The sequence below is a fragment of the Shewanella maritima genome (assembly GCF_004295345.1).
Classification (GTDB): domain Bacteria; phylum Pseudomonadota; class Gammaproteobacteria; order Enterobacterales; family Shewanellaceae; genus Shewanella; species Shewanella maritima.
Genome location: NZ_CP036200.1, coordinates 196959 through 210495, shown reverse-complemented (window position 1 = coordinate 210495; position 13537 = coordinate 196959). Strand labels below are relative to the sequence as shown.

At 44.5% G+C, this 13537-nt stretch carries 7 protein-coding genes; all 7 read right to left on the bottom strand.

Annotation, left to right across the window (positions count from 1 at the left end):
• Nucleotides 1–18 precede the first annotated feature (18 nt).
• The 7 genes from EXU30_RS00990 to EXU30_RS20430 all read right to left on the bottom strand — a co-directional run bounded on the left by EXU30_RS00990 (nucleotide 19) and on the right by EXU30_RS20430 (nucleotide 13130).
• Complete coding sequence (locus EXU30_RS00990) at nucleotides 19–1590, bottom strand: MFS transporter (RefSeq protein WP_130597405.1); 1572 nt, start codon at nucleotides 1588–1590, stop codon at nucleotides 19–21.
• Between the two features lie 878 nt (nucleotides 1591–2468).
• Complete coding sequence (locus EXU30_RS00985) at nucleotides 2469–4547, bottom strand: glycoside hydrolase family 97 protein (RefSeq protein WP_130597404.1); 2079 nt, start codon at nucleotides 4545–4547, stop codon at nucleotides 2469–2471.
• 55 nt (nucleotides 4548–4602) lie between these two features.
• Complete coding sequence (locus tag EXU30_RS00980) at nucleotides 4603–6585, bottom strand: alpha-amylase family protein (RefSeq protein ID WP_423213352.1); 1983 nt, start codon at nucleotides 6583–6585, stop codon at nucleotides 4603–4605.
• Nucleotides 6586–6730: 145 nt separating this feature from the next.
• Nucleotides 6731–8587, bottom strand: a complete 1857-nt coding sequence (locus EXU30_RS00975; RefSeq protein ID WP_130603151.1) for a glycoside hydrolase family 13 protein — start codon at nucleotides 8585–8587, stop codon at nucleotides 6731–6733.
• A gap of 198 nt (nucleotides 8588–8785) precedes the next feature.
• Nucleotides 8786–10264 carry a tryptophan halogenase family protein gene (locus EXU30_RS00970; RefSeq protein WP_130597403.1) on the bottom strand — a complete coding sequence of 493 codons (1479 nt, stop codon included), beginning with the start codon at nucleotides 10262–10264 and terminating at the stop codon, nucleotides 8786–8788.
• Nucleotides 10265–10383: 119 nt separating this feature from the next.
• Nucleotides 10384–11589 (bottom strand): outer membrane beta-barrel protein, encoded by a 1206-nt coding sequence (locus tag EXU30_RS20435; protein ID WP_242620287.1) that lies wholly within the window; start codon nucleotides 11587–11589, stop codon nucleotides 10384–10386.
• Nucleotides 11583–13130, bottom strand: a complete 1548-nt coding sequence (locus tag EXU30_RS20430) for a TonB-dependent receptor plug domain-containing protein (protein WP_242620286.1) — start codon at nucleotides 13128–13130, stop codon at nucleotides 11583–11585. The genes EXU30_RS20435 and EXU30_RS20430 overlap by 7 nt, the downstream gene beginning before the upstream one ends.
• Nucleotides 13131–13537 lie beyond the last annotated feature (407 nt).

The following is a 13537-nucleotide window of genomic DNA, read 5'->3' as shown; positions in this document are numbered from 1 at the left end:
AAGTGTGCTTTAAGTAGGTTAAACCTGCTCTTGCTCTGGTGATTGTTGAACAAAGTGCACAGCAATTCCCGACATGAGCATGAATACGCCGCCCATGACGACTGCATAAATGGGTTGTCCCTGGAAAAACAGTTTTAACAGCAGACCAAGTACACTTGCGGCGAGTAGCTGTGGGATAACAATAAAGAAGTTGAAGATACCCATGTACACGCCCATTTTGTTTGGTGGTAGTACACCCGATAACATGGCGTAAGGCACTGATAAGATTGAAGCCCACGCAAAACCAACGCCAATCATCGGCAGCCAAAGCAGACTTGGGTCGGTAATAAAGTAGAAGCTGATAAGACCGAAACCGCCCAGGAACATGTTGATGGTATGGGTAAACTTAATACCAACAGCTTTAGCTAGAAATGGAATAATTACCGCGGCAACCGCAGCAAAACCATTGTATGACGCGAATAAAATACCTACCCAATCTGCGCCATCATTATAAGCTTTGCTAAGTACATCAGTACTGCCGTAGTGAAATGACGTTACTGCAGCTGTGGTGTAAATCCACATCGCGAACAGCGCAAACCAGGCGAAGAACTGCACTACAGCAAGCTGCCTCATAGCCTTAGGCATGTGGAATAAGTCGTTAACCACATTAAAAGCCAAACCATGATTGTCTGCGTTAGTGTCTTTTTTAAGCTTCAGCGAGCAGAAAAGCTGCAGCGGACCAAATGCGAAAATACCGATACTCAGGATATATAGCTCTTGCTCTAGCCCTTGGGTGAAAATAGCGGCGGTAAAAATTGCGCCAATGGCCATCCAGATCATAGCACCGGTTTGATATTGCTTTGCACTGCGCTTTTGTGTGTTGTGACCATTAACGTTTTCGTGTGCTTTGCCATTAAAAGCTTCGAGCTCCTCCGGCGAGTATTCTTTTGATGAGATAATGGTCCATCCAACGGCTAGGAACAGCACGACTGCACCAAAATAAAAAGAGTAAGTGACTGAGTCTGCAATTTCACCTGCAGGCGCGGTATTTGCTACGTCAAAATAGTTAGTCAGAATGTATGGAAGTGATGATGCGATAACAGCGCCGATGCCAATAAAGAAGCTTTGCATTGCATAGCCTTGGGTACGCTGATTTTTTGGTAGATTGTCACCTACAAATGCGCGAAACGGCTCCATGGCGATGTTAATTGAAGCGTCCATGATCCACAGCATACCAGCAGCGATCCACAAGGTCGGAGAGTGCGGCATGATGAACAGTGATAACGTGGTACAAATCGCACCGATTAAAAAGTAGGGGCGACGGCGACCTAGGCTATTCCAAGTGTTGTCACTCATATAGCCAATGATGGGCTGTACGATTAAACCCGTAAGCGGTGCTGCAATCCAAAGAATAGGGATTTCGTCTATGTCTGCACCAAGGGTTTGGAAAATGCGGCTGACGTTAGCGTTTTGCAGTGCAAAGCCAAATTGGATCCCGAGAAAACCAAAACACATGTTGAATATTTGCCAAAAGCTTAATTGCGGTTGAATCGCCGTTGGCTGTGTATTGCTAGATCCTTGAGTTATTGTATTTGATTGATTAGCAGACATGGCATTCCCTGGTATTTTTTATGTTATTTATGCTTGCTGTCGTAGGTGCACTAGCACGAGCTTTCTAGGTTAAACTGCAGATAAAAAAATGGCGAATACACATCTCCCTAAGACGGGTATTCGCCAAAGACCTAGTTACTTTGTTAATTTGCTTTACTTGGCGCCGAAGCGATGAGTCTAACAAACTACAAAGAAAATGAAGGTACTCCAAAACTGACACACGCGTGTCAGAAACGACCTAGCCCTTTTCATCTCCACAAGCAGAGAGTGAAATTAGCAGGTTTCATACTATCGTTAGCGTGCATTTTTGCACAACTGAATACATACGTATTCATAAAATTTCAGTAACCTAGATATCGATAGTTGTTTACATTGGTGGTGTGCTGATTCTCTTGTAAGGTATTGTAAATAATTAGTTTTATTGCTTAATGTGATAATGCCGATATCGATAATTAGAAAGCAACTCTTGCCTGGTTTTGAAATCAATATGCAGTGTTTTTGTGAAAAAAGTGTGAGCCAGATGAGTTTGTTCTTAGTGTTGAATTAGATCGGAAAAGTTTATGGCAGGCTAGCGTTAGGGAAATGCGCTTTGAGAAAGCAAGCTTGTTTAGCAGGGTTGCTAAAGCAGAGCCCTAACGTAATCATAGGGGACGATTTTACGGCGTTTTGCATTGTCAAAGTTCGCATCCCTTAGTGGAAGGTCAATAATTAGCTCTCATGTAGTTAAATATATGAAACGTATATAGATTACAGAGACTTCGCTTCAACACATATCATTTAGATAATAAAAAGACGCCTCGATGATTAACTCAATCATCGAGGCGTCGATGCCTTATAAATTACAGTGCTATCTGTTTAGGGCTGTTAGTACAGTTTTATCAATTTAGCGCTTTGAAGCGAATCGCCGTGCCACCACTAGGTGCGAGCTTAAGCGTTAACGCATCTTTAGCAGTAACGGTTTTAGTTTCAATCACGTAATCATATGGATTGTCTAACCAGTTCGCCTTTTCACCATCACGATAGATTTGTGCTTCATAGCGTTTATTGGCCTCAAGAAAGTCTAGCTTTACATCAACTTCACGTGCGGCTTCATCGGTAATCGCACCTACATACCAATCTTGATTTTCACGCGCTTTACGGGCAAATACCAAATAGTCACCCACTTCACCTGCTAATGCTTTACTCTCGCTCCAATCGGTTGGTACATCTTGGATAAACTGGAAAGCATCCATACGTTCAACATAGTTGCGAGGCAAATCAGCAGCCATTTGGATTGGGCTATATAGCACTACGTATAGGGCAAGCTGTTTGGTTAAGGTGGTTTGCACACGATTCACGGCATCAAGGCCCTGTGGTGCTAAGTTAAAGATACCTGGAGTAAAGTCCATTGGACCGCCAAGTAGGCGAGTGTATGGCAAAATTACCGTGTGCTCTGGGTTATTTGGTGGCGTGCCCCAAGCATTAAACTCTTGACCGCGCGCACCTTCGCGAGAGATCCAGTTAGGGTAGGTGCGGCGCAGGCCCGTTGCCTTAATTGGCTCATGGGTATTAATGCTAATGCCGCGTTTGGCTGCTTCTTTGATGCTGTGTAGATATTCATTCACCATAAATTGGCTGTCATGCCATTCAAGACGAGCGATACCGTTCTCATCAATGCGTTTAATGTCTCCGCCATCGGCGACATAACCGGTTTTGATTTGGGTAACACCATTTTTCTGGTACAGATCATAAGCATCTGCCATTTGGCTACGGTAGTTGGTAACCGAGCCAGATGTTTCGTGGTGGCCAATTAAACGCACGCCTTTGGCTAGGCCATGTTTAGATACGGCCTCGATATCAAAGTCGTCATAGGACTTGGTAAAGCTAAACACATCGCCGTTATGGAACCAACTTCCGTCCCAACCGATATTCCAGCCTTCAACTAGGACTCCGTCAAAACCATATTTAGCGGCAAAGTCCATATAACGTTTGGTTTCACTGGTGGTTGCGCCATGTTTTGGTCCGCTTCCCCAGGTGTTTTCGTTAATGTGCATGCCCCACCAAATACCTATGTACTTGCCAGGCTCCACCCAGGATACATCGCCAAGCTTGTTTGGTTCATTCAGGTTTAGGATTAAATCTGAGTTTAATAGGCCTGTTGCATCATCACTGATTTGAATTGTGCGCCACGGGGTTGTAAAGCCCGGCTGGGTTTTTACTAAAATACCGTCAGACCAAGGTGTTAAGTCAGCGCGTAGTGTACCGTCGCGGCGTTGATCCAGCACCATAGCAGCGTAATCGGTGAGCGCAGCTTCGTGGATACTAATGTGAGTGCCAGATGAGAGCTTAGTGGTGAAAGGTGTATGGGCGCGATCCACCTTTGATACAGGTGTGGTGTTATATAGGTACTCGTAACGGTTCCAACCACGTCCAGGGATCCACCACGCGGTGGCATTGTGCGGATCGGGAATGACGAACTCAGTCATTTCCTTGGTGATATCAAGTTGTTTAAACCCATTCAGCCCAGTTTGGGTCGGCACTAGGTAGCGAAAACCAATGCCGTCGTCAAAGGCTTTAAACTCTAGGCTGAAGTTAAGCTCACCGTTAGACAGTTCAACGCTGAGTTTTTGATGATTGTCGGTTACAAACTGGCGCTCACCCCAAGGTTGCTCCCATTGAGAGCTATTGGCTGTAACCTCGCTGGTAGTGATTTTATAGTTTGCACCCATCTCGCCAATTTGTTTAAACACTAGACCTAAGCGGCTGTCGTTGATGACGTTATTACCATCAAACTTAACTGAATATCTCAATTGGTTGTCATCATCAGATAGCGCAATACTAATGCGCTTATCTGGAGAGTTAACAGACACGGTTTTTGCTAATGCCGCTGATGAAAGCGTACCTGCAGCCAATGCACTGAGTACAAAAGCTACTGAGCAAGCTTTAGCCACGGATGAGCGCGTTAAGTTTTGGTTCATTGCGATGAATTCCTTGTTCTGCTTGTTATCGTTTTTTTGTTTTAACTTGCTATCACTATCTCTGTAGCTCCAACACCAATGACTCTAATGGCTTTAGTGAAACCGTGATTGCGCCTTTGCCTGCATCATCAATTGTTAAATGGGTGATTTGTTTGTTGCTAAGTAAATCGACCATTGCAATATCACCTTGCTGATTTAACTTCCATTGTTGAACAAGGGTATTGGGTACACTAATGGTGAAGTTTGCGCCCTTTGTGGTTGAGAAGTTACTAGCAACAATGAGTTGCTGCTGCTCATCAAAGCGGGCAAAGGTGAAGGTTTTGTCGTTATAGCCTTTGGTCGCTAACTGACGTTGCAGGCTATCAAGCTCAACATAGTCACCTTTAAGTGCACTGGCACTATGGCTAAGATTCATCAGTGTTTGATAGTAACTGCGTAGCGCTTTTTCGCTCTCGGTAGACTGACCACCGTCGAACTTGCCGTTGTTCATCCAACGTTGATGTGCAGGCACGCCAATATAGTCAAAGATGCTGGTGCGAGTCGGTTGACCAAAGCCCGCGTTCTCAGCACCGGCTTCACCTACATCTTGACCAAAGTAGAGTAGGGTTGGTGCTCGGCTAAGTAGTGTTGAAACCACCATTGCTGGTAGCGCATTTTCTGCTTTGCCGCCAAAGTCAGGACTGGCAATACGTTGTTCATCGTGGTTTTCTAAAAAGTGCAGCATGTGCTCTTCAATATCTAACACCTTGTGTTGCACGCTGGCGATCGCTGCCGTCGACTTTTTGTCATGCATGATGTCTTTCAGGGTGTCATACAGATCAACTTTGTCGTAGAGATAATCCATTTTGCCTAAATGAATATAATCTCGGTAAAGGGTCGGGTTATAGACCTCTGCTAACAAGAAAGCGTTTGGGTTGGTATGTTTAATGTTGCTATTTAAATAGCTCCAAAACTCTACTGGCACCATTTCTGCCATATCGAAGCGGAAACCATCTACGCCTTTGGCAAGCCAGTATTGAGTGATTTGCTTGAATTTAACCCAAGAATCTGGGATAGCGCTGCTATCTTGCTGTGACCAAAATGCATAGTGGGCGGCGGCGCCCTTTTTCTCGAACCCTTTTGGCAGTGCAGGGAAGTCATGGCTGCCGTCTGGTTTAACGCCATAGTTAATTTTGACGGTCTCGTACCAATCATTAGCGTCAGGTTGGGCAAGACGTGAGCCGTTACCTGTCCACTTAGCCGGGTTTTCTGCAAATTTACCGTCGCTTAATGGGTGTGCGTCGCCGCCAAGTGGTTGATAACCATTTTGGCTCGCTGGCACAGTAAAGCTCCCACCTTGGATGTAATAAAAATTGTTGTTTTTAGCGTAAGTCACTGAGGTGTCGTCATTCTCGCCAAAGTCTACTACGCCTTCTGGTTTGGCAAGTGATTGATAGTCTCTAGCAACATGGTTGGGCACGATATCAATTAGTACCTTCATGCCGTTGTTGTGGGTACGGGTAATAAGGGATTCGAATTCTTCAAGGCGCTTAGCTGGGTCATTGGCTAAATCTGGGTTAACACTGTAGTAGTCTTTTACAGCGTAAGGTGAGCCTGCGCGCCCTTTGACCACATCTGGGTCATCTTGGCTTATTCCATATTGGCTATAGTCGTTTATCACCGCATGATGGGGCACGCCGGTGTACCAAATATGCGTCACGCCAAGTGATTTAATATCTTGCAGCGCTGCTTGAGTAAAATCACTGAATTTGCCTACACCATTTTCATCTATGGTACCCCAAGGTTTGTTAGTGGTATTGGTGTTGCCATAAAGGCGAGTAAATACCTGGTAAACCACGGCTTTGTGAGGCATAGGAGCTGCCAGGTTTACATCGCTTTGGCTATTTGCGTTTTGCTGGATGTTTTGTGCGGCAGTGTCCTTTTGCAAAGCTTTTGTCGTATTACATGCAGCAAGAGTGCCGCTGCCAGCTAGCGCGGCTATGGCAATGGCGACTGGTTTTAGCCATGAATTGGGTTGCTTAACTTTACTCATCTTCATAAATGTCTCGTTGATTGGTTTACTAGGGCTGCCCTAATACGTAATGTTTTATTGTTATTTTGATAGCAGGGTTACTGGTTTAAGCACCAAGCCCTGCTATCTGTATAAAGTTCGGCTTTTTCAACGCTTGTTATTTAAGCACTTGTTATTTAAGCCTAAGCAAGGTGACACCTTTGGATACTTCTAGTGTGTCGCCAAGTTTGAACTTGTCATCACTAATGATGTTTATTGCGCGCTGATAATTACCTATGTGAGCGGCAAAACGTGCTAAGTCCAACGCTGTGGCATCAGCATTTTTGCTGTAAATGACCATTAGGGTTTCATCCTGGTGTTGACGCAGCTGCACGTAAGTACCGTTTTCTGGGGCAAAATGCTTGAGACTGCCTTGTTGTATCGCCAGAGAGTTCTTGCGGTAGTTGAGTAGCTTACGGTTGAAACTTAATGCCCGATTTTGTGCTTTGCTTAGGCCTTGGCCGCTAAATGCATCTACGGCATCACCTTGCCAGCCGCCAGGAAAGTCGCCGCGCACAGCGCCATCATGACGGCCCTCGATAGGGCTGGTCATTAATACTTCGGTGCCATAGAAAATCTGCGGAATGCGGTTACTTGTTAGCACATAGGTGAGGGCTGCTTCATACAAGTCGATATCTTCATTCACTAAGCTGTACAAGCGGTTGGTGTCATGGTTACCCTCAAACAACACCAGCTTTGTCGGATCGGCGTAGACGACATCGTTAGCTAACGCCTCATATAAGGTGATTAAACCGCTGCCCCAATCTTCTTTGGCGTTGATGGCTTCAATCAGTTGCTCGTATACAGGGAAGTCCATCATGCTTGGTGTGTATGACACATAGCCATCTGCATTTTGTTTGCCCGCTTGCCAATAGCTAACCGTGATTGGGTTTTTAGTCCATTCTTCACCAACGATATTGAAGTTTGGGTACTCAGTCATTAAGGCTTTTGACCAGCGAGTTAAAAATGCTTTGTCGGCGTAGGAGTAGGTATCTTCGCGTATACCGCTAAGCCCAGCATACTCAACCCACCAGATGCTATTTTGGATAAGGTAGGTTGCCATTAGTGGATCGTTCTGATTCATATCTGGCATGGTTGGTACAAACCAGCCTTTTTCAAAATCATCTAAATCGGCTTTAACCGCGTAAGGGTCTTGCACCGCAGTTCGATGATGGCTGGTATAAGGGACTAAATCAGGATTTTGTTGCCAGGTTTGCTGATGGTTTATCCATGTTGACGTCGGGAAGTCCTGCATCCAACGATGACCGCTGCCCATGTGATTAACAATCACATCTTTAATAATGCCAATTCCATAGCCTTTGGCTTGTTCAACTAGGGCTTTATATTCTTCGTTTGAGCCAAAACGTGGATCAATTTTGTAGAAATTTGTGGTTGAGTAACCATGGTAAGAGTATTTAGCCTGATTGTTCTCCAGCAGTGGATTGATCCACAGCTGAGTGACGCCTAACTCATGCAAATACGGCAGTGCTTTACGAATGCCTTCAATGTCGCCGCCATGACGGCCGCCATCAAAGTTCCTATCGAGTCCCTCAAGCATATCAGGGCTGACATCATTATTTGGATTACCATTAACGAATCGGTCTGGCGTGATCAGGTAAATCACATCTTTGTTGCTAAAGCCTTGGCGCTGAGCAGAGTTAGCTTCGCGTTGTTTAATTTGATAGCTGAATGATTGGCTGCTTCCAGATTTATCTTCCAAGGTTAGGGTGATGGTTTGCGGCTCAGCATTAGCAAGGTCGAGATTGATAAACAGGTGATTATCGCTATCTGATTGAACCACTGACGTGAGTTTAACGCCGTTAGCCTTAGTAAGGTTGACGGAATGTTCTCGGATGTCTTCGCCGTAAACCAGCAGCTGCAGTTGATTGTGCTGCATGTCAGCCCACCAAAACTCTGGTTCAACTGTCAGCTGTGATTGAGAAGTTTGTGGCTGCGCGTTAACCATTGTGGGTAAGTTAAATGAAAGCATTAATGCAAGCGCCAAAGATACGCTTGCAATTGGCTTTAACTTACAAGGGCGGATTAACTCAAGATTGGTTTGGCTGAATTTCCCTTTACTGTTATGAAACCAGTTGGTTAAGGATTTGATTCTGGCTGTCATTTGTATTCCTTATATCCTTGATTGCGAGTGCCAAATAGTTAGCAATGTGGTGCATCATCTAAAGCATCACAGGTTTAAAAATGTTTCGTGCGCAGGTAGCTCAGCACTATAGTGCTGGTAAATCTGTTTGAGGTTATCGAGAAAATCTTTTCGTTCTTGCTGACTTAGAATATTGGCCAGTGGATTGTGATCTTGTGGCATCAGGTTTTGCCCAATCATGACTTGTAACCATGCCTCTTGGGTAAACAGTTCATCTTGCTGCCTAAATAAGTTAGCTGTTTGCGCAAATAACGAAATTTTGTGCTGTAAGGTGTCTGGGATAGACATGGTTTGGCAGTATTGCCAAAGCTCACCTTGCTGCCTTTGGTTGAGGTGGTAATGCAAGATAATAAAGTCGCGAATTTGCTCAAATTCAGTTTGTGACTGACGGTTATATTCTGCTACGAGTTCGGGCGTAATCGATAAGTGCGGCATAAGCTTTGTTAGGCGAATAATCGCAGTTTGCACCAGATGCAAGCTAGTCGACTCTAAAGGCTCTAAAAAGCCTGATGATAGCCCAATCGCTACACAGTTATTTTGCCACTGCTTTACTCGTCTACCTGGCTTAAAGCGAATAAGTTTAGGCTCACCAATGGCTTTCGCATCCAGATTATCGAGTAAAGTCTGTTTTGCCTTTTCATCACTGATGTATTTTGATGAAAATACCATGCCGTTGCCGGTTCTATGCTGCAATGGGATGCGCCATTGCCAGCCAAAATCATGAGCTGTAGCTCTGGTGTATGGAATAATAGGGCTGGTTTTCTCACTCGGCACTGCCCAAGCGCTGTCGCAAACAAGCCATTGTTGGTAGCTTTCAAATTCAACGTTTAAGGTTTTATCGATAAGTAAAGCGTGAAGGCCAGAGCAATCAATGAACAAGTCCCCGTTGATTACTTGCCCGTCTTGCAAGGTAAGACTTTCGATGTCGCCATTGTCTTTTTGGTTAATCGTTTCGACTAAGCCTTGAATATGGCGAATGCCCAGTTGCTGACAGTATTGTTGTAAGTAGTTGGCATAAAGGCCTGCATCAAAGTGGTATGCGTGGGTAATGCCAGCTAGTTGGTCGTTATGGATTTTAGGTTGAACCGAAAACTTATTTTGTTTAGCAACCTGATAGTTGTAGCTAAAATCCCATAAAGATGCAGGGCTTTGCGGTTTATTTGCTAGCCAGTAATGATGAAACGCACTGTAGCCAATATCTTTACCGATACTGCCAAATGCATGCATATATGCATCGCCTTGCTTGCCCCAATTCTCAAACTCAATTCCGAGCTTGATGCTCGCTTTGGTCTTTTCAATAAAGTCTTGCTCGTTGATACCTAAAACATCATTGAAAATCTTAAGCGGTGGAATCGTCGCTTCACCAACGCCAATAGTACCAATGGCGTCAGATTCAACTAACGTGATATTGATTGTACCTTTATACATTTTGCAGAGTAGGGCAGCGCTCATCCAGCCTGATGAACCGCCACCAACAATGACGATGTTATTCACTTTGCTGTCCATGGCATGCTCCTGATTTAAAATAAAGGCAATGTAAAATTAGTTAACGTTACGATTTATTAACAAGTTGCTGATATAAAAAAGCCTCTACCAAGGCAGAGGCTTTTTAAAAGCAATTTAGCTTAGAACTTGTAGTTAGCACCGAACATGTAGTTACGGCCATAGTTCTGGTAGTCACGTACATGGCGAGCATCTTCACCTGTGTATGTGATAAATGGCTCGTCAGTTAAGTTGTTAACCTGGAACATGATAGATAAGCCATCTAAAGACTCAAAACCACCTTGACCAAAGTCATAACCTAGCTGCGCATCGACTACCGTTTCGCCTTGAACATTCACGTTAACGCGGCTCAAGCTAATTGCGGTTACCTCACCTAGGAAGTCAGAGCGGTAGCGTGAGCTTACGCGTGCTTCAAAGCCTGAGTTTTCATAGTAAACCGTTGCGTTAAAGGTCTTGTCTGATAGACCAGCTAGTGGGATAGGGTCACTATCTGCTGTTTCTCTTACTTCTGAATCGTTGTAAGAGCCGTTTAGAATAGTACCAAAACCTTCTAATGACTCATGGAAGTAACCAAAGTCCATCGAGAATGACGCTTCAATACCGGCGATATGACCGCCATCACCATTTACTGGGATTTCAAACGAACCTGCACCTTTGCCTGGTTCAACACCTGGGATGACGCCTTCAAAATCAACAAACTCTGTATTGGTATAAACAGTGTTTTCTAGCTTCTTATAGTAAGTTGCAATTGCAAAGTAGCCTTGGTCGCTAAAGTAGTTCTCGTAACTCAAATCTACCTGGTTAGCCATCCATGGACGCAGCTGAGGATTACCCGCGCTACCTGAATAATAGATACCGCCTGCACCGTTTGGATCGTAGTTGAAGCTAGCTGAAGCATTCATCTTATCCATACGAGCACGGCTCATTGTGCGTGCGGCTGCGAACACTAAACGCTGGTTTTCGGTTAAACCGAGTGTCACGTTTAAACTTGGTAGCCATTCTAGGTAGTCATCATCGCCATAGCTATCAACTACTTCCAGCACACCGTTTACATTTTGAACGGCTTTACCATTTGAGCTTTGCTTGGTTTGTACCGCTTGAACACCAAAATTACCGGCTAAAGGCATGTCACCAATTTCAGTCTCAAAATCAGCCTTAACGTAGAAAGTAGCTACTTTCTCTTCTACCTGCCATGTATTTGTAGAGCGCTCAGGTTGAACCTCTGCAGCATCTAGAGAGTTGTAAATACCTGAGTTATACAACGCAAGTGCGTCATAAGACAGCATGTTACCCATGCCGAAGAAAGCCAGCGATGTTGGCTCTAGCATGTACTCTGGTGGATAGTCATCATGTAGTCGTCACCGCTACCGATTTCGTATCCTTTAAGTGTCAGGTATTCACCGTTATCTACTTTAGATTTTTCGCGAGTTGTGTAGTTTACGCCAAACTCAACGCTGCGCATGAAGCCGTCATCGAAAGTGTATGTAGTGCCTAGACGCAGTGAATTTAGCTCATCTTCAATTTCTGGTTTATTGATAAAGCCATCTTGCATGTTGCCATCGATTGATGGGCCCCAGCTAAACGCACCGCCTAGCTTGATTAGGTTTGGATCTGAATAGTCTAGCGCTGGATTAAATAAGTAACGACCGTCACCAGTAAATTTGAAACCTAGGTTTGGTTCTACTGCACCGTTGCTGTTACCGCGACCTGTACCTGCGTAGGTTTCGATACCAATGTCGGTACGCTCAACTTTAGACATGGCGATGTCGCCTTCAATCGTCCAGTTGTCGTTAATGATATATTCGGTGTTCCAACCTACAGATAACGATTTAGCATCACGGGTATTGGTGTCGTTACGTACAACAACCATCGCATCTTGAATAGAACCTTCTGTAACAAGACCGTCTTCAACCTGACTCGCAGTCACACCTGAGTTACCCCAGCCCGCACCCCACATACCAGGAATTTCGATACCACGTAGAATTTGCTCATCAAAGAATTTGGTGTAGAACACGTCTACCACTGATTTGAATTGGTCATTAGGTGCAAATTCGAACACAGCCATTACACCGTCACGTTCTAGCTCAGAAGAACGTACATATGGTTTAGCACCACCTAAAACTACAGGGTTGTCTGGGTTGTAATCTAATTCTGGATAACCCCACGCTTGCCAGCGCTCTTCTTGGTTTGGCGACTGCATGCGAGAGTAGCCAAGTGCAATACCGATGGTGTCATCAGCAAATTGGTCAATGTAAGAGATGCTGCCGCGGTAACCTTTATCGGTAGAACCTGCGTTTAGTGCACCTAGGTCATTCATTTCGCCGCGTACGTTGACTGCGATAGTGCGCTCGCCATGACGTAGTGGGCTAATGGTTTGCATATCTACAGTACCCGCGATCGCTTGGGTCATTAGAGATGCATCAGGTGTTTTGTAAACAACTACTGTATTAAGTAGTTCTGAAGGGTATTGGTCAAATTCAACGCCGCGGTTGTCGTTAATTGACGCTTGCTCACGACCGTTTAATGTCGCAAGAGAAAAATCTGGGCCAAGGCCACGAATAGATACTACGTTTGCACGTCCGTCTAGACGCTGCGCAGCAATACCTGGAAGACGAGCTAACGATTCTGCAATCGATACGTCTGGCAACTTACCGATATCTTCTGCTGAAATCGCTTCAACGACAGAACTTGAAGTCATTTTTACCGCTTGTGACTCTTTTAAGCTGCGACGAATACCAGATACCTGGATAACTTCAATGTTTTCGTCTGCAGTTGCGCCTGTTGCATCGTTTTCAGCGGCATAAGTGGTCATACTTGCGCCGGCTGCCGCAATTGCGAGAGTCAGTAGGCTTGGTTTAAAAAGCAACATTCATCTTTCCCCTTTTATGAATGCTTAACAACAAGTTGTCCAGTCCAGGTTGTTAGCGTTCGTTGTTTTTTGGTTACAGTCTTTATTTTGTTATTGCCCCGACTAGCTTAAATGACTGCATAAGTGTCGAGGTTATTACCAAATTGTTGTGGAACAGTTGAGATACTACTCCCAGCTTTTGATTGCCGACAATCTTATGCATACGTATTCAAAGCTATGCAAGTCACAAATCGCAGGTGTTTTAACCATATTTTAACAAATGCTGCGCCAGGTTATTTTATATTAAGTTATTGATTTTATGTGTTTAAAATTGTATCCAAACTGTATTTGTTACAAGCGCATTTAATGCATACGTATGCAGGCGTATTGAACCTGATTTCGTTATTCACGTATCCTCGAAACCAATA

What these genes read in the sequence shown, in the direction of transcription:
- EXU30_RS00985 (WP_130597404.1), bottom strand. Translation starts at nt 4,547, where the DNA reads ATGAACCAAAACTTAACGCGCTCATCCGTGGCTAAAGCTTGCTCAGTA.
- EXU30_RS00970 (WP_130597403.1), bottom strand. Translation starts at nt 10,264, where the DNA reads ATGGACAGCAAAGTGAATAACATCGTCATTGTTGGTGGCGGTTCATCA.
- EXU30_RS20435 (WP_242620287.1), bottom strand. Translation starts at nt 11,589, where the DNA reads ATGCTAGAGCCAACATCGCTGGCTTTCTTCGGCATGGGTAACATGCTG.
- EXU30_RS20430 (WP_242620286.1), bottom strand. Translation starts at nt 13,130, where the DNA reads ATGTTGCTTTTTAAACCAAGCCTACTGACTCTCGCAATTGCGGCAGCC.
- EXU30_RS00975 (WP_130603151.1), bottom strand. Translation starts at nt 8,587, where the DNA reads ATGCTTTCATTTAACTTACCCACAATGGTTAACGCGCAGCCACAAACT.
- EXU30_RS00980 (WP_423213352.1), bottom strand. Translation starts at nt 6,585, where the DNA reads ATGAAGATGAGTAAAGTTAAGCAACCCAATTCATGGCTAAAACCAGTC.
- EXU30_RS00990 (WP_130597405.1), bottom strand. Translation starts at nt 1,590, where the DNA reads ATGTCTGCTAATCAATCAAATACAATAACTCAAGGATCTAGCAATACA.